The 23,567-nt window shown below is 38.4% G+C and carries 22 protein-coding genes and 3 pseudogenes; 19 read left to right on the top strand and 6 right to left on the bottom strand.

Going from position 1 to position 23,567, the window contains the following annotated elements; translation table 11 throughout:
• Positions 1-82: 82 nt before the first annotated feature.
• Positions 83-511: a DMT family transporter gene (locus MOZ64_RS04505; RefSeq protein ID WP_320325401.1), complete on the top strand. Its 429-nt coding sequence runs from the start codon at positions 83-85 to the stop codon at positions 509-511.
• Positions 512-715: 204 nt separating this feature from the next.
• Positions 716-1,339 carry a sugar O-acetyltransferase gene (locus tag MOZ64_RS04500; protein ID WP_320325400.1) on the top strand — a complete coding sequence of 208 codons (624 nt, stop codon included), beginning with the start codon at positions 716-718 and terminating at the stop codon, positions 1,337-1,339.
• Positions 1,340-1,631: 292 nt separating this feature from the next.
• Here the strand turns inward: MOZ64_RS04500 and MOZ64_RS04495 are convergent.
• The 3 genes and pseudogenes from MOZ64_RS04495 to MOZ64_RS04485 all read right to left on the bottom strand — a co-directional run bounded on the left by MOZ64_RS04495 (position 1,632) and on the right by MOZ64_RS04485 (position 4,200).
• A pseudogene (locus MOZ64_RS04495) lies at positions 1,632-2,818 on the bottom strand (IS256 family transposase).
• A 208-nt stretch (positions 2,819-3,026) separates the two neighbouring features.
• Positions 3,027-3,548, bottom strand: coding sequence for a sugar O-acetyltransferase (locus MOZ64_RS04490; RefSeq protein ID WP_320325399.1), 522 nt, complete (start codon positions 3,546-3,548; stop codon positions 3,027-3,029).
• A 40-nt stretch (positions 3,549-3,588) separates the two neighbouring features.
• Entirely contained in the window at positions 3,589-4,200 is a 612-nt protein-coding gene (locus tag MOZ64_RS04485) for a sugar O-acetyltransferase (protein WP_320325398.1), read from the bottom strand.
• Between the two features lie 145 nt (positions 4,201-4,345).
• Here MOZ64_RS04485 and MOZ64_RS04480 point away from each other — a divergent pair, with 145 nt between their 5' ends.
• The 3 genes from MOZ64_RS04480 (at position 4,346) to MOZ64_RS04470 (ending at position 7,080) form a co-directional block, all read left to right on the top strand.
• Positions 4,346-5,308: a helix-turn-helix transcriptional regulator gene (locus MOZ64_RS04480; RefSeq protein WP_320325397.1), complete on the top strand. Its 963-nt coding sequence runs from the start codon at positions 4,346-4,348 to the stop codon at positions 5,306-5,308.
• Between the two features lie 113 nt (positions 5,309-5,421).
• Positions 5,422-6,582, top strand: coding sequence for an iron-containing alcohol dehydrogenase (locus MOZ64_RS04475; protein WP_320325396.1), 1,161 nt, complete (start codon positions 5,422-5,424; stop codon positions 6,580-6,582).
• A 60-nt stretch (positions 6,583-6,642) separates the two neighbouring features.
• Entirely contained in the window at positions 6,643-7,080 is a 438-nt protein-coding gene (locus MOZ64_RS04470) for a flavin reductase family protein (protein ID WP_320325504.1), read from the top strand.
• A 123-nt stretch (positions 7,081-7,203) separates the two neighbouring features.
• Here MOZ64_RS04470 and MOZ64_RS04465 read toward each other — a convergent pair.
• Positions 7,204-8,443 (bottom strand): annotated as a pseudogene (locus tag MOZ64_RS04465) (IS256 family transposase).
• Positions 8,444-8,667: 224 nt separating this feature from the next.
• On the opposite strand from MOZ64_RS04465, the gene MOZ64_RS11680 reads away from it, so the two are divergent.
• On the top strand, positions 8,668-8,778 hold the full coding sequence (locus tag MOZ64_RS11680) for a hypothetical protein (protein ID WP_502547941.1): 111 nt from the start codon (positions 8,668-8,670) through the stop codon (positions 8,776-8,778).
• A gap of 64 nt (positions 8,779-8,842) precedes the next feature.
• Here MOZ64_RS11680 and MOZ64_RS04460 read toward each other — a convergent pair.
• Positions 8,843-10,387: pseudogene (locus MOZ64_RS04460) on the bottom strand (IS3 family transposase).
• A 280-nt stretch (positions 10,388-10,667) separates the two neighbouring features.
• Here MOZ64_RS04460 and MOZ64_RS04455 point away from each other — a divergent pair.
• The 8 genes from MOZ64_RS04455 (at position 10,668) to MOZ64_RS04420 (ending at position 18,267) form a co-directional block, all read left to right on the top strand.
• On the top strand, positions 10,668-11,480 hold the full coding sequence (locus MOZ64_RS04455; protein ID WP_320325395.1) for a nitroreductase family protein: 813 nt from the start codon (positions 10,668-10,670) through the stop codon (positions 11,478-11,480).
• Between the two features lie 2 nt (positions 11,481-11,482).
• Entirely contained in the window at positions 11,483-11,932 is a 450-nt protein-coding gene (locus tag MOZ64_RS04450; RefSeq protein ID WP_320325394.1) for an Rrf2 family transcriptional regulator, read from the top strand.
• Positions 11,929-12,939 carry an NADP-dependent oxidoreductase gene (locus MOZ64_RS04445; RefSeq protein ID WP_320325393.1) on the top strand — a complete coding sequence of 337 codons (1,011 nt, stop codon included), beginning with the start codon at positions 11,929-11,931 and terminating at the stop codon, positions 12,937-12,939. Before MOZ64_RS04450 ends, MOZ64_RS04445 begins: the two co-directional genes overlap by 4 nt.
• A 27-nt stretch (positions 12,940-12,966) precedes the next feature.
• Positions 12,967-13,332, top strand: coding sequence for an ACT domain-containing protein (locus MOZ64_RS04440; RefSeq protein WP_320325392.1), 366 nt, complete (start codon positions 12,967-12,969; stop codon positions 13,330-13,332).
• A gap of 28 nt (positions 13,333-13,360) precedes the next feature.
• The gene (locus MOZ64_RS04435) at positions 13,361-13,927 is read left to right on the top strand and encodes a TetR/AcrR family transcriptional regulator (RefSeq protein WP_320325391.1); all 567 of its coding nucleotides are present in this window, start codon (positions 13,361-13,363) and stop codon (positions 13,925-13,927) included.
• 115 nt (positions 13,928-14,042) lie between these two features.
• Positions 14,043-15,434: a rubredoxin gene (locus tag MOZ64_RS04430; RefSeq protein WP_320325390.1), complete on the top strand. Its 1,392-nt coding sequence runs from the start codon at positions 14,043-14,045 to the stop codon at positions 15,432-15,434.
• A gap of 159 nt (positions 15,435-15,593) precedes the next feature.
• Positions 15,594-17,633 carry an FAD-dependent oxidoreductase gene (locus MOZ64_RS04425; RefSeq protein WP_320325389.1) on the top strand — a complete coding sequence of 680 codons (2,040 nt, stop codon included), beginning with the start codon at positions 15,594-15,596 and terminating at the stop codon, positions 17,631-17,633.
• Positions 17,634-17,751: 118 nt separating this feature from the next.
• Positions 17,752-18,267: a pyridoxamine 5'-phosphate oxidase family protein gene (locus MOZ64_RS04420; protein ID WP_320325388.1), complete on the top strand. Its 516-nt coding sequence runs from the start codon at positions 17,752-17,754 to the stop codon at positions 18,265-18,267.
• Between the two features lie 75 nt (positions 18,268-18,342).
• Here MOZ64_RS04420 and MOZ64_RS04415 read toward each other — a convergent pair whose 3' ends face one another.
• Positions 18,343-19,524 (bottom strand): hypothetical protein, encoded by a 1,182-nt coding sequence (locus MOZ64_RS04415; RefSeq protein ID WP_320325387.1) that lies wholly within the window; start codon positions 19,522-19,524, stop codon positions 18,343-18,345.
• Positions 19,525-19,952: 428 nt separating this feature from the next.
• On the opposite strand from MOZ64_RS04415, the gene MOZ64_RS04410 reads away from it, so the two are divergent.
• The 5 genes from MOZ64_RS04410 to MOZ64_RS04390 are packed head-to-tail and all read left to right on the top strand — an operon-like array spanning position 19,953 to position 23,505.
• Positions 19,953-20,309: a DUF1304 domain-containing protein gene (locus tag MOZ64_RS04410; protein ID WP_277633636.1), complete on the top strand. Its 357-nt coding sequence runs from the start codon at positions 19,953-19,955 to the stop codon at positions 20,307-20,309.
• Positions 20,310-20,344: 35 nt separating this feature from the next.
• Positions 20,345-21,589, top strand: a complete 1,245-nt coding sequence (locus MOZ64_RS04405; RefSeq protein WP_277633637.1) for an AI-2E family transporter — start codon at positions 20,345-20,347, stop codon at positions 21,587-21,589.
• Between the two features lie 60 nt (positions 21,590-21,649).
• Complete coding sequence (locus MOZ64_RS04400) at positions 21,650-22,639, top strand: NAD(P)-dependent oxidoreductase (RefSeq protein WP_320325386.1); 990 nt, start codon at positions 21,650-21,652, stop codon at positions 22,637-22,639.
• Positions 22,640-22,648: 9 nt separating this feature from the next.
• Positions 22,649-23,083 carry a LytTR family DNA-binding domain-containing protein gene (locus MOZ64_RS04395; RefSeq protein WP_277633639.1) on the top strand — a complete coding sequence of 145 codons (435 nt, stop codon included), beginning with the start codon at positions 22,649-22,651 and terminating at the stop codon, positions 23,081-23,083.
• Positions 23,083-23,505, top strand: a complete 423-nt coding sequence (locus MOZ64_RS04390) for a DUF3021 family protein (protein WP_277633640.1) — start codon at positions 23,083-23,085, stop codon at positions 23,503-23,505. The genes MOZ64_RS04395 and MOZ64_RS04390 overlap by 1 nt, the downstream gene beginning before the upstream one ends.
• The last annotated feature ends 62 nt before the right edge of the window (positions 23,506-23,567 follow it).

Below are 23,567 nucleotides of genomic sequence, written 5' to 3'. Positions count from 1 at the left end.
GAAGCTAAATCAAAGGAAAATACTATCTTGTGTTGTAGCGATTGGACTTCTTTGCATCAGTCAAAACATTGTGGCAAATGGAATGCATGCATTGGGATTGCTGATTGCCGGAATGTCGGCCCTTTCATATGCTGCATTGATCGTGGTAAATAAAAAAATCATCTATACGGGAGGCATGCAAACCGCATCGATTGAGTTGGATGTGGCTGCCATTGTTACATGTGTATATGTGTTTTGGATATCAAGCATTCCATCGATCATGGAAAACGATATTCCATATCTTGTTACGATTGGTGTCGTCAATACAGGCTTGGCCTATTTTCTGTATTTTTCTGGTCTACAGAAGCTATCTGGCCAATCGGTTGCACTGCTTAGTTATCTAGATCCTGTTTCTGCCCTTTGTTTTTCAGCGTTCTTGTTGAATGCAGTCATGACACCACTGCAATTGTGTGGTGCTGCTTTGATCATTGGGGGAGCCATTTTAGGTGAATGGATAGACCACTCTAGTTAAAAGGGTTGGATAAAAAGATACTAGATATCACTTGAATGGATATATTTTGTTTTGCGATGATTCACGATTGCTTATCTTATATAGTGTAGTCATTCGAAAGAACGGATACCGATTTTATGGTTTACAGTACATGAAAAGAAGATAGAATGGTAGAAAGAAAAGTACAAGGAATGCAAAAGCAATGATTTGCTGGGGAGGTGGCACATGCCAACACAAAAAGAAAAGATGCTCAATCAGATGCTTTATGATGCGAATCATGATGTGACTTTGTTGCGTGAGCGCGAAAACGCAAAAGCGTTGTGCTATAAATACAATTTATTGCACCCATCACAAATCCAAAAACAACAAGACATCATGAAAAAGTTGTTAGGAAAAACAAAAGGATCATTTACGATCGTTGCCCCTTTTTGGTGTGACTATGGATACAATATTGAAATTGGTTCTCACTTTTTTGCAAATCATAACACAACGATCTTGGATGGAGGTAAAGTAATCTTTGGCGATAACGTATTCATTGGTCCCAATTGTGGATTTTATACTGCTGGTCATCCATTGGATCATGAACGGAGAAATAAGGGACTAGAGTATGCCTATCCGATTACGGTTGGCAATAATGTTTGGATCGGCGCTGGTGTTCAAGTCATGCCAGGCATTACCATAGGCAATGATGTAGTGATTGGTGGTGGTAGCATTGTCCTGCACGATATTCCAGATCATTGTTTAGCAGCAGGAAATCCTTGCCGTGTCATACGCTCTATCACTGCAGATGAAAGAGAAAGAAATTGGGATCGGGAGAATGAATTTGGTCAAGAAATAACAAGGCCATAAAACAGGACATGCTATCCATTTTCAAAGGGATAAACAATTATAGACAGAGTTTTTTATGAAGTTATGGAGCGGCTTGCTAAGATGTTTCCTCTTTTAGGGGGGTTGTCAAGAAAAGTGTGTAATTAAATTTTAGATTTGTTTTTTCCTTTGTTCATGTCTATTTGAAATGGGAATTTTCAATTCAAATATCCTGATTTATTTGAATATATGTTTAAAATGGCTAGCTGAAATATTTATTTTCTGACTAGTCTTTTTAATTGCCGATTTCAAGATTGACATTTTATTTTGATTTTTAATATTTGATGTATTTAGTGATCCTGTCTTTAAAATTGTCATTGACAAGCAATTGATTGAGAACCAATGACCAGCCATTTAGATGGCCTTTATCCCATTTCTTTTGAAGTTCCTTTGCTCGTAAATATAGAAGCTTGAATACAGATTCATGATTTGGAAACGATCCTTTTTTCGTCACTTTTCGAAAGGAGGAATTGACGGATTCAATCGCATTTGTTGTATACATCACCTTTCTGACTGCTGATCCATGATCAAACAGCTGTTCTACATGGACAAAGTTTCTTTTCCAAACTTCAACGGCACCGGGATACTGGTTCCAGTTATCACAGAATTTTCAAACGCTGTTCGTGCTGCATTCAGTGATACAGCACCATAAACTTTCTTCAGATCGGCCGTGAATTTTTTATAATCCTTTGATGGTACGTATCTGATGGAATTGCGAATCAGATGGACGATGCACCGCTGTACCACGACTCCTGGAAAGATGGCCTTGGCACCAGATTCAAGTCCGGATACACCATCCATGGAAATAAAGAAGATATCTTCAACGCCTCGGGATTTGATTTCGTCAAATACCTGCATCCAATAGTTCTTAGATTCTGTGGCATCCATCCATAAACCAAGGATTTCTTTATGTCCTTCCAGATCATAGCCCAATATCGTATAAACAGCTTCTTCCTTGGCTTCATATTCACTTCTTACGGAAACATACATACAATCGACGAATATGAATGGATAGCACTTTTTAAGAAGCCTGTTTCGCCATTCTTCTACTTCAGGAAGGACCGCATCCGTTATATCTGAAATCATTTCATGGGATACTTTGAATCCGTAGATGTCTTCGATCGTAGCAGAAATGTCACGCTGTGACATGCCGCGTGCATACATGGCCAATACCTTTCCTTCAATCTCGGAGATATCTTTCGTTCTTTTCGGAATGACTACCGGTTCAAAAGAACCATCCCGATCTCTAGGGGTATTGATCTTTACTTCGCCCATTGAAGTTTTCAAGGTTTTAGGATTGGATCCGTTTCTTCTGTTTTTTGTAGATTTGGGTTCTTTTGAATTGGATTTATAACCAAGATGATTATCCATTTCTCCCTGAAGCATACTTTCAAACAATGGCCCAAAGATTTCTTTGAGAGCATCTTGCATATCCGCAGAGTTTCTTTTTATTTTAGCCATGTCATAAGTGCATAATAAAAACTGTGTTCATTAGTTAGCCGTACGCATCTAACTAACTTACACAGTTTAGAATACACTCTCATTTGCAGATGTGGATAGATGCAGAAGACTCCTTAGAAATATAATTATGTTAAAAATGGCGGTCATGATTATATCTTATCATGACCGCATAAAACAATATATATTAGCTAAATAAGAATTATTCTCATCACCTGATTTCTATTCGGTCATTTTCATCTATTTTTCGGATTACCTTGCATGGATTACCGGCTGCAATAACACCTGCTGGAATGCTTTTTGTCACAACACTACCAGCCCCAATAATTGATCCTTCACCTATTGTTACTCCTGCTAACACTTTTACATCTGCACCAAACCATACTTTATTTTCAATATGAACAGGTTTGCAAATACAGATGCCTTTTGTCCGTTCATCCGGAACAATCGCATGATTTACAGTATAAACACCTGCATTTGGTCCAATTCTCACATCATCTCCAATAATGACTTCTGCATTATCCATTATGATGCTGTTAAAGTTGATGAATACATTATTGCCTATCGTTATGTTATGACCATATTCGCAGTGGAAATTAGGCATAATTCTTACATTTTCACCTACATGTTTTAATAACTGCGATAGCAACAGTGACAACTTTTCTGTATTGTCATAGGAAGTTCTGTTATATTCGTCAGACAGTTTTGTTGCTTTATCATACATTCTGGTCATTGGTTCATCAAATATATGGGGTAAACCAAGTTGTTATTTTTCATATTCTGTCATTATCTTCATCCTTTTCTTTATTAGTTTCTAAAATATCATTCTCAACATCCTTAAGTTTCCGGGCTGGCACACCACCAATCACACAATTATCTGGCACATCTTTGGTAACAACAGCACCGGCTGCAATGACTACATTATTACCGATGGTTACTCCCGGCAGAATAGTTACATTTCCACCAATCCAGACATCATTACCAATCGTAACCGTTTTTCCAATGCCAAGATGTTCTCTGCGACCTTTCGGAGTTATCGGATGATTGACTGTGGTAATCAATGTATTGGGTCCAATCATCACATAATCGCCTATATGAACCGGCATAATATCAAGAATTGTCACATGGTAGTTTGCCAGAAACTGGTCTCCGGCATGGATATTTTTCCCGCTATCACACATAAATCCGGGACATAAGCACACATCCCGTCCTACGGAGCCAAAGTATTTTCCAATCAATACTGCCTGTTCTTCCTCTGTCGCATCAGCATCCTGCATCCGACGAAGTTCCCTGCAAAATTTGATTGCATTCAATTTTCTTCCATTTACACCGGCATCCCAAAAATCATAATAAAGCCCTGCATCTAATTTTTCTTCCTCTGTCATGATAAATCTCCTAATTATATCTTTTTTCTCCTATACTATAAATAATCTAAGTAACTGTAACTACTTTTTCTTAATAATATTGGTGGTGTTTTCTAATATTCTGTTGTATAGTCTAATTATATGAACTGTTCAAAGAAGTATGTCTATGCGAAATAATTATATTGATCTTGCTATTAACAAACTGGGAATAGCTTTTGATTCTCTTGACCTGACCTTTCATCAAATGGATACCGGTGTCCCCGGAGATGTAACCTCTTACTGGCCTGGAAACAAAGATGAAGATGTACTGATATGTGTGTTCAAAGGAAAACAGATTCACGAACCATTTCACAGACAGGATTTTTTCTTTATCAACTACGCATACAAGGACAGCTATCAGGCGTTATCAGAAAAATATAATAATCTCATCACCATAAATGAAGATGAATGTTATATTGGACAACCATACAGCGGATATGCTCTGCGTGCCGATAGCAGTGAAGATGTTGTAATTATCGGTGTACTTATCCGCAAAGATTCCTTCTTCCGGGAATATCTCCCAACAGTTTACACCGATTCAGACCTGTTTCGTTTTTTTGTCGAACCACAGACGAATAAATTTTCAGATGAATATATTCATCTGCCTGTTACCAAAGAGCATGCTATCCGTACGCTCCTTGAAATGATGGTAGTAGAATATGCTGACAAAGGTGAAGATACCCAACGCATCTTAAAGTCCATGCTCCAAACACTTCTTCTTGAAATTGCCCGGAGATATCGGATTGAAAAAAGTGGAAGTGCCCCAAAAACACTTGCGGAACAGATTATAAATTATATGGGTGACCACTCTGATGTAGTTACGCTAAAAGATATTGCTGCACATTTTTCCTATCATCCGAATTATATTTCTGCACTCCTTCATAGGGAAACAGGCAGAAAATTTACTGAAATTTTGCTTGAAAAGAGAATGGAGCGTGCCGTTCTTCTGATGAAAAATACTTCCCTGACAATCGAGGAAATCTCTGTACTGCTTGGCTACAGCAATCATAGTAATTTTTATAAAGCTTTTAAAGAGTATTATCAAATGACTCCGAGAGAATATCTAAAACTCTCATGTAACAAATCTTAGAAATTACCACTAAAATTCTTAATAAAGGATAGTGACCGCCATACCTCCTGATTATATAATCAAATCAAATTTAGAGGTACATCTGAATTGTCATAAAACAGGAGGTATAAACCATGTATAATTTTAATTTTTATATGCCTACTAAGGTATTGTTTGGTCCCGGAAAACTAAATGAATTACACAGTGAACAGCTTCCAGGTAAAAAAGCACTGATTTCAATCGGTGGTCAGTCTGTAAAGAAATATGGTTATCTTGAAAGACTCGAAAAAGAATTAGATGCTGCTAACGTTAAATATGTATTATTTGAAGGTATCCGCCCAAATCCTACCGATATCAATGTCATGGAGGGAGCTAAAGCAGTCAGGGAAAATGGTTGTGACTTTGTAATTGCATTGGGCGGTGGTTCCATTATGGACTGTTCAAAATGCATTGCCCTCATGGCATCCAATGACGGAGATATCTGGGATTACTCATTATCAGCAAACGGTGGAAAAAAACAGCCTGAAAATCCGGCACTTCCTATTGTATGCATTACAACCTCTGCTGGAACTGGAAGTGAAGTTGATATTGCTTCCGTTATTACCAATGATACAACACATGAAAAAACCGGCATTTTCTTCCCGTCCATGTTCCCAACGCTTTCTGTTGTTGACAGTGATCTGATGATGAGTGTTCCTGAAAAACTTACTGCTTATCAAGGTATGGATGCATTTTTCCATGCTTCTGAAACCGTAGTAAACATCAAACACCATCCTATGGCAGAAATGTTTGCGTTAAAGACAATTGAATATGTTGCCAAATATCTTCCTCGTGCAGTAAAAGACGGAAATGATAAGGAAGCACGTGCATATATGGCTCTTGCTAATACTTTTGCCGGTTATTATATGATGTGTACTTCTGCACATACAATGGAACATGTAATGGGAAGCTTTCATGACACACTTGTTCATGGTGCCGGATTGATTGAAATTGCACATGCTTATTATGATTTCTTTGCCGAAAAAAAAGCATCCGAAGAAAATATGATAAAAATGGCTGCCGCAATGGGCGTTGCAAATCCTACCAGTGGAAAAGATTTTATTAACGCTTTAGATAAACTGATTTCTGACGTCGGATGTGGTGACCTTAAAATGAGTGATGATGGTATTACCAAAGACGAATTAAAATTATATCCTGCAAAGGTTCATGAAGTCTTAGGTGGTGATATTACCGCTGATCCACTGCCATTATCTGATGATGACTATTTAACAATATTTGAAAATGCATGGAGGTAAAATTAAATAAAAAAATTAACAACTAATACAGTACTTTGTGTACAGCCACTTCCTTAGACAATTGTTTCATGTCGTGACAAAGACGGAAAAAATAACGCTTTAGTGGTTGGATTTGTAGCAAATGTAAGTCTTGATCCTGTTATGGTCATGGTCGGTATCACACCTGCAAGATATTCACACCATATCATAAAGGAGTCCGGATGCTTTGTCATCAATTTCCCGAAAAAGAGCTATAAAAAAGAATATGGTTATCTCGGTTCCGCTTCCGGAAGAGATGAAGATAAATTTGAAACGGCAGCTATCAAATGGGAAGACGCAACTTATGTGGATGCACCGATTCTTACGGATTGCCCTGTAAGTATTGAATGCATCGTTGTAGACAGCACAATGCCTGGTACTCACAAATTATTTATTGGAAAAGTGGAAGCTATTCATGTTGATGAAGAATACCTTGATGCCAACGGAAATATTCTTTGGGATAAAATTGATTTAATGTAATATTTATCATAACAGAAGGGCTATCTCGCCCCTCGGGTTTGTCAAGCCAAGTGTGTATTAACATTTTATATTCAATTTTGATAAGTTCTCGATTCTGTTTTGGAATAAATATCATTTCAAGATTCAGTATTGAATGTACTTTTCGATACGATCCTTAAACTGATCGTTGACCAACAATTGATTCAATACCATCGACCAATATTCAGATGTCCTTTATCCCATTTTTTCTGTAGTTCTTTCACCCGTAAATAGAGCAACTTGAATACGGCTTCATGATTTGGAAATGATCCTTTTTTCGTCACTTTTCGAAATGATGAATTGACGGATTCAATCGCATTTGTCGTATACATCACCTTTCTGACTGCTGATCCATGATCAAACAGCTGTTCTACATGGACAAAGTTTCTTTTCCAAACTTCAACGGCACCGGGATACTGGTTCCAGTTATCACAGAATTTTTCAAACGCTGTTCGTGCTGCTTTCAATGATACAGCACCATAAACTTTCTTCAGATCGGCCGTGAATTTTTTATAATCCTTTGATGGTACGTATCTGATGGAATTGCGAATCAGATGGACGATGCACCGCTGTACAACGACTCCTGGAAAGATGGCCTTGGCACCGGATTCAAGTCCGGATACACCATCCATGGAAATAAAGAAGATATCTTCAACGCCTCGGGATTTGATTTCGTCAAATACCTGCATCCAATAGTTCTTAGATTCTGTGGCATCCATCCATAAACCAAGGATTTCTTTATGTCCTTCCAGATCATAGCCCAATATCGTATAAACAGCTTCTTCCTTGGCTTCATATTCACTTCTTACGGAAACATACATACAATCGACGAATATGAATGGATAGCACTTTTTAAGAGGCCTGTTTCGCCATTCTTCTACTTCAGGAAGGACCGCATCCGTTATATCTGAAATCATTTCATGGGATACTTTGAATCCGTAGATGTCTTCGATCGTAGCAGAAATGTCACGCTGTGACATGCCGCGTGCATACATGGCCAACACCTTTCCTTCAATCTCGGAGACATCTTTCGTTCTTTTCGGAATGACTACCGGTTCAAAAGAACCATCCGATCTCTAGGGGTATTGATCTTTACTTCGCCCATCGAAGTTTTCAAGGTTTTAGGATTGGATCCGTTTCTTCTGTTTTTTGTAGATTTGGGTTCTTTTGAATTGGATTTATAACCAAGATGATTATCCATTTTTCCCTGAAACATACTTTCAAACAATGGACCAAAGATTTCTTTGAGAGCATCCTGCATATCGGCAACTGATTCACAGTCATATTCATTGAGAATCTCATTGGCAATCTTGACAGCGGCGGGATTTCTTTTAATTTTACTCATTTCATTCATTTTCCTTTTTCTCCTTCTACCATGCATAATAAAAACTGTGTTCATTAGTTAGCCGTACGCATCTAACTAACTTACACAGTTTAGATTACACTCTCCTTTTAGGAATCAATCGGATTCTTTTTAGTCCTGCCAAAACGGCGGCTTCAAAAGCATGTCCATCTGGATTGACTGGTGTTGTTACATTCTTGAAAGTAACATAGGATTTTCCCGTCGCTATACTGGATCGATGGCTGCATCACTATCATTTAGTCAAGATCATTGGTAAATCTTATCGTACAAAAGATCTTACCAAAGAACTCAATGATTCGTCTGAAGATGGTGTGTAGACATTGGTCAAACTGGTAACTTTTATATTGGTAGAATGGGGGGTGAAGACATTTTTCTGGACTCTCAAATTAATCCTAATTCCTTTCTATACTCCATTGGACTCTTATATCCCAATGATTGTTTTATTCTTTTTGTGTTATACCATTCAATATAATCATTCACTATTTTTATAAACCCATCTATAGTTATATCCTTCCAATCTCGCTTATAAAACATTTCGTTTTTTAAGCGCCCAAAGAAGCCTTCGCAAGCTGAATTATCAGGAGAACAGCCTTTCTTTGACATAGATCGGATCAGATTATTATCATCCATTCTTTGGATCCATCCGGGCCATCTATAATGACATCCTCTGTCAGAATGTATGATTGGTCGTTCATCTTCTTTTAAATTAGCTATGATTGTATCCAGCATCGAATTAACCAATTCCGCATTTGGGGAGGTACCTATTGACCACGATGTTACGAATCCATCAAAACAATCGATCATTGGAGATAAATATACTTTGCCGGCTGAAATAGAAAATTCAGTAATATCCGTTAATAGAATTTCATTAGGTTTTTCACTATGAAAATCTCTATTTACAATATTATCAACCTCAGGAGATATCTCTCCTTTATATGATGAGTATTTCTTTTCTTTTGTTGTGATCACAATAAGTCCTTCTTCTTTCATTAATCGAAGCACTACCTTTTCAGATACTGATATTCCTTCCTTTTTTAACTGTGCATGGACTCTTCTATAACCATAGCTTTGATAATTTGAGTTGAAGATGTTGGCTATTCTTATGCGCAATTCACTATATTTATCTCCAAGTTTCATTGCGTTTTCTTGATAAAAATAACTGCTTTTACTTATTTTTAATTCAATCAGCAGTTCTTTTAATGGGTATTTTTCCTTAAGGGCATCAATCAAGATAGTTTTTTCTTTATTTGTTAGCTCATTTAGATTGATGCCCTTTTCTTTTTTTATTATTTGGGCTGCTTTCTCTAAAATATCTTTTTCAAGCTGTAAACGATATACTTCTTTTCGCAATCTTTCAACCTCTTGCTTCAATTAGTCCGTTTCTTCACTGGTTGATCTATTCGTAATTGTGTCTTGATCTTGTTTTTTCATAGTACATTCACTTTCGCTGCCAAGAAGCTCCTCTTTCCATTTATATAGAGTAACCCTTGTTACTCCATAATCCTCAGCTATATCATTTACCGATTTTTCCCTTATTTCTGTATGAATAACAGCTTCTTTTTTCTCATCTTCAGTATATATTGCTTTTGAAGATTTAGCGATTGGTCTAGTATGATATCCTTCAACATCCTCTTGTAGCCACAATGATAGCGTATATCTATTTGGATATCCAATTGCACGAATTGTTTTTGAAATGGATCTGCCATGTTCCAAATAATAATTGACTGCATATTTTCTTTGTTCGTCACTGTACTTAGATTTATCTTTATATTTTTCATGAAGAGATCCTTCTTGATTGAATTCTTTGACCCACAGCCTTAATGTCCCTCTATTTGGATATCCAAGCTCTCTAATTACAGCAGCACTGTTATTATTATATTTAATATACAATTCTACGGCTTTTAATCTTTCTTCATATGAGTACATAACATACCTTTTGGATTCTTTGGTCCAGGATTTTGTCCACACCCCCAATTGGTAAATTTAATATTGACATTAACATCATTGAGACATTATCATTTTCCGTTCATAAAATTCAAAAAGATGTTTAAAGTAATTTATTAAAAAGGAAATTATTCTTAAAATTGGTTCCTTTTTTTGGAGATGTATAAAATTCATGAGAAGGTAACGTGGATTTTTTTCTTGCCAAGAGGACTTATTTTTGATAATGTAACAGTATCAAATACAAATACAATAGGAGAATCTTATGAATACAGACGTGATAAAAAAAAGAAAAAGTGTAAGAACGTATAAAGAAGAGGCTATTGCCGAAGATATTATGGATCAAGTAAGGTCTTATCTAAATCAAGATAAAGGACTCTTTGATGTTCCCATTGATTTTATTCTTTTAGATGCGGAAAAAAATCATGTGAGCAGTCCCGTTATTCTTGGGGCTCATACTTATGTTGCAGGTAAGTATAAGAAACAAAACAATGCAGAATTATCTTTTGGATATGCTTTTGAAAAGTTTATTCTTTATGCCACTTCATTAGGCCTTGGAACTGTATGGTTGGCGGCTACGATTGATCGTAAATCTTTCGAACAGGCAATTGATTTGAAAGCAGATGAAGTAATGCCGGTTGTTACACCACTTGGATATGCGGCAGAAAAACGATCGGTCCGAGAAAAGTTGATGCGCAAAGGCATGAAGTCCGATAGTCGATTGCCATTTGAGTCTTTGTTTTATAAAGATACTTTTGACACACCTTTACGCGATGAGGATGAAAATATTTGGCATTTTCCTTTGGAAATGGTACGATGGGCCCCTTCGGCTACGAATAAACAACCTTGGCGCGTTGTTGTAGAAAAAGATCAAGTCCATTTTTATGAAAAGAAAACAAAGGGGTATGAAAAAGACTCGTATGGCGATATTCAAAAAGTAGATGTAGGAATTGCACTTTCTCATTTTGAGATTGCAGCAAAAGAAAAAGGCTTAAAAGGGTCATTTGTTCAATCAGATCCAGGTATCAAAACGGCAGAGGATACAGAATATATGGCAACCTATGTCTTGGAGGTATAGATATGGATACGAAATTTTCATCCGCAATACATACCTTGATCTTGATTGCGGAATCAGAAACACCAATGAACTCCGATCAAATTGCACATAGTGTCGGAACTAATGCGAGTTATATTCGCAAATTGACGACTCGACTCCGTAAGGCCGGTATGATTGAAGGGCGACGAGGCATTAGTGGATTTCATTTGAAGAAACGTCCCAATGAAATCACATTGTTTGATGTATATACAGCCGTGACGGAAACGAGTCAGTTGCATTTGTTTGACATCCATCAGAATCCAAATGACGCGTGTATTGTTGGACATAATATTCGTCCGGTTCTTGGCAATATGTTTCGCCAAACCGAAGAAGATGTCGAAGAAAAATTGAGGAAAATATCCCTTACCGATTGTATTGAAAATATGCGAATGTATATCAACGAAAATCAGGAGAAAGAAGAGGAGATGAAATGAAAGCAGCCATATTGACGCATTATAATAAAAAAGGGACAGATCTGGAAATTCGTGATATTACCATTCCTGTACCTGATGAGAAGGAAGTCCTTGTCAAAGTCATGGCTGCCGCTGTGAATCCTTTGGATAATATGATCATTCGTAAAGAAGTGAAACTCATTGTTCCTTACTCATTGCCACTGATCATGGGCAATGAATTGGCCGGTGTCGTGGTAAAAGTTGGAAAGAATGCTTCGCATTTTAAAGAAGGGGATCGCGTGTATGGACGTCTTCCGCTTCATAAGATTGGGGCTTTTGCCGAATATGCTGCTGTGCCAGAATCAGCTCTTGCGACCATACCCGATTATTTCACGTTTGAACAAGCCACAACGGTTCCTTTAACCGCTCTTACAGCCATGCAAGCCTTTGAATTGATGCATGTACAAGCCGGCGAATCCGTATTTATTTCTGGTGGGACAGGAAGCCTTGGCGCTATGGCTATACCGATTGCCCATGCCCTGGGTTTGCATGTTTATACCAGTGGTAATAAAGAAAACGAAGAACGAGTGCGAAAATTGGGGGTTGAGAAGTTTATTGACTATAAAAAAGAAAACTATGTAGATGTCTTAGATTCGGTGGATTACGTGCTGGATACATTAGGAGATCGAGAACTGCCCAATGAATTTAAGATACTGAAACGAGGGGGCCATCTGGTCTCATTGCGTGGTTTACCCAATGGTCGATTTGCCCAACGAAATCATATGTCCTGGTTGAAACGTGTACTTTTTCAAGTTGCCGGAAGAAAATATGATAAAATGGCAGCAGCCAAAGACCAAACGTATGATTTTCTCTTTGTGCATGAAAACGGCAAACAACTGGAAATGATCAACCATTTGTTTGATAAAGATCATCCCTTGGATACCTCGATCGATGAGATCTTCTCTTTAGATCAGATCAATCAAGCGTTGGATAAGGTGAAACGGGGCCGATCAAAGGGAAAAACGATTATTCGTATGGCCACAGAATAAAAAATTTATAGAGGAAGATGGATAAAGATGCATTTAAAAAAAATACCTTATGATTTGACAGTATGTAAAGTGAATGATATTCATGTCATTGATTTAACGAAAAATTTTTATTTCATTGGCAAAACCGATGAAGAAATTTCGTTTGTATGCAATACGAAAGATACACCCTTACAAACAATTGCTCGAGAAGATGGATGGAAAGGCTTTCGCCTGGAAGGCATTTTGGAATTTTCATTGATCGGGATCTTATCGAAAATTTCGAATATACTTGCTGACAATCAGATCAGTATTTTTGCACTATCCACTTACAATACCGATTATGTTCTTGTGAAAGCTACGGATTTTGATCTTGCCATGCAGTGTCTAGAAGAAGCTGGCTATTCGATCGAATAACAAGATGGATGATTGAGGAAGAGGATATATGACAACAAGAGATCGGCAAAGGGAAGAAACAAAGAAAAGAATCTATGATTGTGCTTTTCAATTGTTTGAAAAAAAGGGATTTGACAATGTGAAAGTACAGGATATCGCAAAAGCCGCTGGGATTTCCATTGGTGGATTGTATCATCATTATCGGTCCAAAGCGGATATCATTGATTTTGGCTATTTTACCTTTGATGAACAATTGGAAGAACAATATCAAACGCAAAAATTCAAAAGTCCTCGAGAAGGAATCGAAGCGTTGATTCGATTCCAGATGCAAACGTGTGTCGATACAGGTGTAGAAATCATCAGCATTACCTTTCGGAATCAAATCAATGCCGAAAATCATTATCGATATTCAGAAGATCGCTATCTAACCAAACAACTGATTGCGAATCTAAAGAAAGCGGGCTTGGATGAAGCGAAACAAAAACAAGTGGCCGAAGCCCTTTTACGTACAGCTAGAGGATATGTGTATGATTGGTGTTGTCGAAAGGGGTCTTTTGATTTGGTAGGTGCCACCTTAGAACAAGTAGATATCATTCTTGCGTATTATCAAATTTAGATGTGGAGTGTATTCTTCCATTCTGTTGTTTTCGCAACCAAGTTGTATGGAAACATGTGTTACGATTTATATAGAAGGAAAGTTATAGGAAACAACTTTCTGATTGGAGGCAAAGATGAAAAAACAGGTAAAGAATAATGTGTATTGGATTGGTTATATGGATTGGGATCTGCAAACTTTCCATGGAGATGATTATACGATCCACTCTGGCAGTTCACAGAATGCATATCTGATCCAAGAAGAAAAAACAGTGTTAATGGATACGGTTTGGGCACCGCATCAGTTTGAATTTATTGAAAATCTGAAGACAGAAGTTGATTTGGATGCGATTGATTATATTGTGGTGAATCATGGTGAAAATGATCATTCTGGAAGCCTTCCAGCTTTGATGAAATTGATTCCCAATACACCCATCTATTGTACGGCTAACGCTGTAAAATCATTGGAAGGACAATATGGAAAACAAGGTTGGAATTTCCATGTGGTCCATACGGGAGATAGTCTAGAAATTGGAAATGGAAAAAAATTAGTATTCGTTGAAATGACTTTCTTGCATTGGCCAGATTCCATGGCAACGTATCTAACTGGCGACAACATTTTATTCTCGATGGATGCGTTTGGACAACATTATGCCGTTGAAGAAATGTTTGCGGATAAAGCCGACCAAGAAATTCTTTGGCGAGAAGCCATGCGCTATTATGCCAATATTGTGGCACCATTTTCACCAATGGTCACAAAAAAGGTAAAAGAATTGGCAGCGATGAATTTGCCTGTTGATATGATCGCACCGAGTCATGGAGCGATTTGGCGAGAGGATCCCATGCGAATTGTGGAAGCCTATGCGAAGTGGGCAGATACTTATCAGGAAAATCAAGTGACGGTTGTTTATGGGACAGAATGGCATGGTACAGAAAAAATAGCGCATGCGATTGCGGAAGAAATCCATCGTGTCTCCCCAGATACGATCGTCAAGGTATTTAATGTTGATCATACAGAAAAAGATGATATTCTTTATGAAGTATTTAAATCCAAAGCCATCGCGGTTGGTTCACCAACCATTTTAAATGGTATCTTGGCAAGTATGGCAAGTTTTCTTTATTATTTGAAATCCTTAAAATTAAAGGGAAAGAAAGCCGCTGTATTTGGTTGTTATGGATGGAGCGGTGAAGGCTGCAAAGTCCTACGGGAAATGTTGACAGAAGCTGGTTTTAAAGTGGTATCGGATGAAGTGAAATCTTCTTGGAATCCAGAAGAAGGCGACTATGCCAAGGTGCCTGCTTTGGTAGGATCTTTGCTTGATCTTTCGGAAGTAGATACGCAAAACACCGAAAAGAATTCTGCTTCTTTTTCCAAATGGCAATGTCCATGCGGCTATGTCTATGATCCAGAAAAAGGCGATCCAGACCATGGTGTCCGCCCTGGAACGGTATGGGAAGATGTTCCAGCCGATTGGGTATGTCCTGTTTGTGGTCTGCCAAAGAGTGCCTTTAAGAAGATCGAGGAATGATTTCGATCATCGGTCTTTTTACGCAGAGAAATCTGCGTTTTTTTGTGTTTTATTACCATCTCGTATGTAAAAATTCAATAATTGACAGCGGTTACATAAATGAGTACTATAATAGTAAAGGATTAACCGAATGAATTCGGAGAAATAGGAGGAAAATTTATGTCAAAGTATGAACATCTCTTTTCTCCGGTGAAAATCGGAAAGGTAGAAGTTCCCAATCGTATTGCCCTTTTGCCCATGGGTGTCTTTTCCCCACGTTTGATGAACAAAGATGGTAGCTACACAAAAGATGGTGCAGACTATTACATTGAACGCGCCAAAGGAGGCACTGGTTTGATCATTACCGGGCTTGTACCCCTGCCAAAGAATGCGATGGCATCCATTCTGAATGATCCCGAAAGCTATGTGAAAAGGCAAAAATATCTTGCGGACGGGATCCATAAATATGGTTCCAAAGTATTTATCATGATTTCGGCGCTATCTGGACGATCCAGCACAAATCCAGATGATCCCGCTCCGAGCGCGCTTCCGAATGTTTGGAATCCAAAACGAAACAATCGGGAAATGACAAAGGCGGAAATCGAAGAATACATCCAAGGTTTTGCGATTGGTGCCAAAGCAGCTAAGGATGCTGGCATTGATGGAGTTGAAATCCATGCCGTACATGAAGGATATTTATTGGATCAATTTACGATTCGCAATTACAACCATCGCCAAGATGAATATGGTGGTAGTTTAGAAAATCGTTTGCGCTTCCCATGTGAAATCGTCAAAGCCATCAAAAAGGAATGTGGCGAAGACTTCCCCGTATCGATTCGCTATTCGGTAAAGAGTTATACAAAAGGATTTAATCGAGGGGCTGTTCCGGGTGAAACATTTGAGGAATTTGGTCGTGATTATGAAGAAAGCTTCAAGGTTGCCAAAATGTTGGAAGAAGCTGGATATGACATGCTGGATTGTGATAATGGAACATACGATGCATGGTATTGGCCACATCCACCTGTATATATGCCAAAAGCATTGAATCTGGACGATGTTGCGGAATTACGCAAGCATGTAAACATTCCGGTCATTTGTGGTGGTCGTTTTGATGATCCAGCCCTAGCGGACCAAGCCATTGCGCAAGGACGCATCGATATGATGGGAATGGGAAGACCATTATTGGCGGATGCCGATCGTGCCAATAAGTTCAAAGAAGGTCGAGAAGATGATATTCGCCCATGTATTTCGTGTCATTTTGGATGTTTAGCACGGATTTTCCAATATGATGCAAAGACCCATGCAACAAAAGATATCAGTTGTGCTTTGAACCCTCGATGTGGAATGGAAAATCATTATAATATCACGCCAGCCGAAACCAAGAAAAAAGTTGCTGTGGTTGGTGGCGGTATTGCGGGTATGGAAGCCGCTCGCGTGGCGGCTTTACGTGGCCATTTGGTGGATCTGTATGAAAAGAGCGATCAATTGGGTGGTGTGTTCATTGCCGCTTCTGCATTTGAATTTAAAGAGGACGATCGCCAATTGCTCCAATGGTATCGTAAACAAATCAAAGATACAGGCGTTCATGTTTTGTTCCATACCGAATTTAAACCCGAAGATCGTGCTAACTATGATGAGGTCTTTGTAGCTACCGGTGCCCATGAAAGAAAATTAGATACACCAGGTTTTGATTCACCACACGTTCGATATGCGATCGATGCATTGACTCATCAAAATATCAAGAATCAAAATGTTGTGATCATCGGTGGTGGATTGACTGGATGTGAACTGGCTTATGATCTGGCCCGTCGCAATAAAAAAGTCACGATCGTGGAAGCTCTGCCAGAAATTCTAAATGTCGAAGGTCTGTCTGCTGCCAATTATAATTGCTTGAAAGAATTGTTGCGATTCTATCATGTGGATGTCTTGAAATATTCGACCGTAAAGAAATATGAAAACGGTAAGGCTTTTGTAAAGACAACCTCACTCAATGTACCAAATATCAATGATCGGGCCATGGTGATGAGCTTGCAAGGGGTTCACAAAACCATACAAGAAATTCCAGCCGATACGATCATTGTTTCGGTTGGTTATAGAGCGGATCAAGATCTCTACGAACAAATCAAAGATGAGCATGTCCACTTGCTTGGTGATGCGGTGCATCCAGGCAATTTGATGAGCGCTATTTGGGGTGCTTATACAACCGCATTGCATATCTAATGATCCAGGGTCTACTTTATAGGAGTAGACTCTTTTTTTGGCAAAAGCTTACACAGGGAATATCTTATAAAAAATATATTGTTGTCGTATTATTAATCAAGAGAAGAGAGGAAACTTTATGACAAATCAAGAATATGAACAAGCCATTTCATTTTGGACACGTAAAGAGGAAGCAGAAAAACAAATGAATCCAGAAGTTCTTTATTCATGGATTCATACGTATCTTTCATCGCATAAAATTCTAGCATTAGCTACCGGTGCAAAGGATTTTATTCGTTGTACTCCATTGGAATACACATGGCATGATGATGCACTATGGATCTTTACCGAGGGAGGTTTAAAATTTCGTGGATTACGTGAAAATAGACATGTAGCTGCTGCCGTTTTTGATACGAATCTTTCCTTTGGCGAATTGAAATCCATTCAGATTGAAGGACAAATCCAAATACCAGAGCGATTTAGTGATGCTTATAAAAAAGAAGCTGCATTTCGTCATATCCCAATTCATACTTTACAAAGTCTGTCTGAGCCTATGTGGTTGCTGCAGCTGATTCCTACAGAAATCACTTGCTTGAATTCTCATTTTAAAAAAGAAGGATTTCAAAGTCGACAAATTTGGAAACCCAAAAAATGAAATGATCAAAAAAACCGATGACTTGAACATACGTTCGGAACCATCGGTTCTATTGATCAAAACAAGTAGAAATAGCTATTTTTCACGTTTTCTTACAGTTAGGAATAGTCCTGCAGAAACAGCGGCTGCACTGGCATATACACCAGTCCATGCATGGATGCCGGTATCCACGCTATCAGTTTTCACTTTTGTTTGTTTTGCCGAAACTGTTTTCTTCGCTAAAGGGATGGTTTGATCGTCGGTATAAGTCTTACCATCGAAGGTTGCTGTAGCCATGATCACTTTTTCACCCGTTGTAGAAGCAGTTGGTTCTTTTGTGACTTTGGAAGTAACCACTGCATCGACGACTTTTGTATGACTCTTATCTCTTGCACAAACAAAGGTAGCGGTTGCTTTGATCTTATCTGCATTCCAGGTGAATGTTGGTTTTTGCCAATCATGTCCTAATGCTTTAATGGTACCTGTTGTTTCATCTTGCACGGTTGTATCTTCAGGATCGGCTGCATCCAGAATAGCGGTTGCTTTCAAGTTGGCTTCTCCAGCTTCGGTACAAGTTGGTTCTTTGGTAACGGTCTGGGTAATGGTGGCATCGAAAGGCACTTCTTTATCACACAATAGACAAGTTGCGATATATTGCGCTTTGCTATCGTCATCGTTCCATTTCCATGTTCCAGTTCCGGCTTCAAAAGCATGTCCATCTGGATTGACTGGTGTTGTTACATTCTTGAAAGTAACATAGGATTTTCCCGTTTCTGGATCTTTTGCCGTTGCCGTGTACATGGTTTTTCCTTCATCCACACAAGTTGGTTCGTCGACAACATCCGAACGGATTTCGGCATTCAAGGTACGAACTTCACTGGTATTATTTTGACAAGTAACGGTTACCGTAGCTTGCGTGTTATCATCGCTCCATGTCCATCCACTGACTTTCCAGTTATGACCGGTTGCTTGTGAAGTAACGACTTCACGAGAATCCGTATAGGTTTTTCCATCAAAGAGTGTGCTTGCGGTATAAATGGTTTTGCCTGGCTCTGTACAAGTAGCCGGTTGTTGGCTGACGGTGATCTTTCCTGCACTCAATTGTTTTGCACCATCTTCTGTACAAGTTAAGGTTACATAAGCACTTGTATTGGAACGCCAGGTCCATACGCCTTGATTCCAAGTATGTTGTTGGTGTCCCGCTGCAAAAATACTGCTTGTAGCCGGCATACACAATAGGGTTGCAGTAACGGCTGCTAAAATACGATTTTTTTTCATTGCTTGAATCCCTCCAAAGTATTTTACTAAACTCAATATAAAAAAGATTTGTAAGAAAACTTTCGTATCCTGTTAAAATGGACGTAATGAATCATACAGTCATTGTCAAATCAAAATTGTGCATATCCAAAAAACAGGCGACAATGGAAAAAATCAGGAGGAATATGCATTTCCTGTTTGATTATACCATCATCCACGATGATTCGATTCATATGCCGATTTCCAAATGCATTGGATTGATCGTTATTTTTGTCGTTCCTCATTAGAAATCTGTCCATAGGTATTAGAAGAAAGTGGTGGAAAAGGAACTATTTATGGTATGATAAACATATTGTTTCAATGAAGTGGGAATAAGAAGATAGTTCTTATCATCCGGGGTTTTCAATTGCTATTTGAACCCATTGAAATGAATGGAGGAATTGAAAAATATGAATCTTGTAACGAAAATTTTATCAATATGCGTTGCTTTAGAGTTTCTTTATATCTTTTATCTAGAAACCATCGCCACAACGTCGGCAAAAACATCAAAAGTTTTTGGAATGACCAAACAGGAACTAAGTCAAAAAAATGTGAATGTCTTATTCAAGAATCAAGGTGTATACAATGGCTTGCTTTCGATACTGATCGTATTAGCCATTTTGGTTTTTTCAAGCAAGGCTGCTGTGATCTGTTTAATGAGCTATATTGTTGCCGTTGCATTGTATGGTAGTCTAACAAGCAATCCCAAGATTATCCTCATGCAGGGTGGACTGGCAATCTTGACTTTGTTGTCTTGTCTTTTTTAGCGTTTTGAAAACAAAAAAAATAAGATGGAGAAAACATGGAAGATCATCGAAACGATAGTACGGATCGTAATAAACAAATCATAAAACCAAATCGGATCCGTGATCGACTAAAAGTGAATAAGCAATATACGGAAATATCACTCTATGTGATTGGCACATGTGTCATTTTATATATTTTATATGGTATCTTATCTTCGGCAGGCAACTTCTTTGCTGCACTCGGTAATACGCTTGCATGGATTGGTAGTATCTTAAAACCAATGGCGATTGGCTTTGTTTTTGCGTATTTGTTGTATCCACTTTGTGAAAAGGTTGAAGCCCAATGTAAAAAACGACCCTTTTTTCAAGAACGACCCAAAAGTGCCCATTATTTTGGGGTTGTGATTACAATTGGTGGCATTATTTTAGGACTCCTTGTTCTGATTAGTTTATTGATCCTTACGATCACCCAACAATTTAGTTCTCTTCATGATGCCAGTCTCTTTCAGATCATTCAAGCTTTTACACAAAGTCTCAATCAAATGTATCAAGGCCTCTTGACTTGGTTGGAAAAAATGAATGTGAAATCGGAACAAGCCAGACAAATTGTGGATGCGATCCGAAATGGGTTGACTTCCCATTTTGGAACAGGGGTACAAGGTATTGGTCATACGTTGAACAATATCAAATCCGTGGGATCAACGATTTTATTTTCAATCATTTTCTCGGTATATTTTATGCTTGATTGGCCAAGCCTTCATACCTATTGGGAAAATGTGGCCGAAGTCCTGTTTGGTGAAAAGACAACACCACATTTGAATCACATATGGAGAGATATCAGTACGGTATTTGCAGGATATATTCGTGGTCAAATGACCGATGCCATCTTTATGATGATAGCGGTCAGTGTCACTTTTTCCATAGCTCACATTCCTTATGGCATAGTCATTGGCGTATTAACAGGCATTGGCAATATGGTGCCTTATCTAGGTCCAATCGTAGGTTATGGTCTCACCTTGATATCGGGGATCTTATCGGGAAATGTCCAAGTGATCATCATCGGATGTATCATCCTTTTGATCATTCAAGGCGTGGATGGTGCCGTGGTGAATCCTCGTTTATTAAGTAAAAATGTGCAAATTCATCCGATGTTGGTTTTACTTGGCGTCATTGCTGGAAATAAGACCGGTGGATTTATTGGTATGTTGATTGCTGTACCTATCACCGCTTTGTTGAAGATATGGTTTGAACGTGGTATCCGCAAGATCAAAGAACGTCGTAAAGTGATAGAAGAAGGCTAACTTGTTGCGAGTAGCCTTTTTTCTTATAATAGAATGGACATAGATTGAGCGAGGGCAAGTATGAAAATATTATTTATTAGTGATCCAGTTCGTGTTGAAAAATACAAACCCAAAACGGAATTTGTGAAACACACAGACTATGCAGTTGTTGGCATCGATGCATCTGCCGATGAAATTATTGCCGCGGGAAAAGATGCAGATGTTGTCGTTGTGGATGCAATCAAGCCATTAACACGATATGAAATCGAACATATGCCAAAGTTAAAACTGATTCATTCAGAAGGTGTTGCATACAATAAAATTGATACGCAAGCCGCAAAAGAACAGGGTATCTATGTTTGTAACCAAAAAGGAGCCAATGCCGTTGCTGTAGCTGAACAAACCGTGTTATTGATGTTGGCTCTTTTACGCCATCTGATCCCTGGATATGACAGTGTTAAGGCAGGTCATCAAATTGAAACAAAGATGTATCTAATGTCACATGGTATTTATGAACTCAACGAAATGAAAGTCGGACTGATTGGGTTTGGTCATATTGGCCAGGAAGTGGCTCGACTGCTTCAACCCTTTGCACCAGAGGTCTATTACTACAAACGCCATCGACTTTCTGAGGAACAAGAAAATGCATATTCGGTTTCTTATCTATCCTTGGATGAATTATTGAAAACATGTAATATCATAAGCATGCATGTACCTGTGACAGCCAAAACAACCAATATGTGCAATCAGACATTCTTTGAAAATATGCAAGATAATGCTTACTTTATCAATACGGCACGTGGTGAAATTGTTGATAATCAAGCTTTGGTGCAGGCCTTAGGATCCGGTAAATTAGCTGGTGTTGGCCTGGATACGTTAGCTCCAGAACCCGTCCAAAAAGACAATCCATTGTTGCATCTACCTATCGATCTTCAGCAAAAAGTGATCATCTCTCCTCATATTGGTGGTTGTACGAGTGGCTTTTTCCATCGTGCCAATCAATTGGAATGGGAAAATGCAAGGCACATTGCGCAAGGAGAAAGACCGGTCAATATTGTTAATGGCTTATAGGAATCAATCATGAAAGTCATCTATGAACAAGTTCAAAAAAGCCAAGAAGAAGCGGCTCATATCAAAGCAGTACAAAAGACAGCAACGATCCAACAAGCCATCGATTTGTTAGAAAATGGTGGTCAAACCATTTGGTGTCGGCATCGAAATGAAACCATTCGTATTCCTTTGCATCAAATTTATTATGTGGAATCCGTCGACAAACATACCTATGTCTATTTGAAAGATACTTGTTATGAAACAAAAAATCGATTGTATGAGTTAGAAAAGATATTCGATCCATTGTTTGCACGTTGTTCAAAAGCCATGATCATTAATCTTAGAAAGGTCAAACAAGTACAGTATGAAATCGGTGGTCGCATGCGTGCTGAATTGTTAAATGGCGAAGAAATCATCATTTCCCGAAGTTATGTCAAAGAAATCAAAAGGAGGTTGGATCTGTAATGGAGCGTTTCAAAGATATATTGCTGCAAGCCATTTCCATTTCCTTTGGCATTTTGTGTCTGGTTTCGATACAAGGTGTGATTGAACATATGCAAGGCTATTCCTTTCATTTGTCGTGGTATCACCCCATCTCTTTTGTGCTTTGTGGCTTCTTGTGTACCATTCCTTATTTCGTTTTAGATATTTTGCAACTCCATCCGATCCTATCTTCGATCATTCATATTTCGAGTGTCTATGCCATCGTTATGTATATGGGATCGCTTTGTGGTTGGTATGCGGATGGAGAAGGTGCTCTCTTTATTTCCATTGGTTATTTTATTGTCTACATCTTTGTTTGGTTTATCATGATCTGGATGGGTAAGAATGATGCCCAACAAATCAATGAAGCCTTAAAAGAAATTCAAGACAAAGATGCATCTTAGTTCGGTGTTTGTGCAACTTAGTTGCCAAACCCTTTTTTTATGATTTTTGATGTGCTATTTTC

Origin of the sequence: Absicoccus intestinalis, assembly GCF_033971885.1 — a bacterium.
Lineage (GTDB): Bacteria > Bacillota_I > Bacilli_A > Erysipelotrichales > Erysipelotrichaceae > Absicoccus > Absicoccus intestinalis.
Note: the sequence above shows the minus strand (reverse complement) of the source record. Positions and strands in the feature narration are given on the sequence as shown.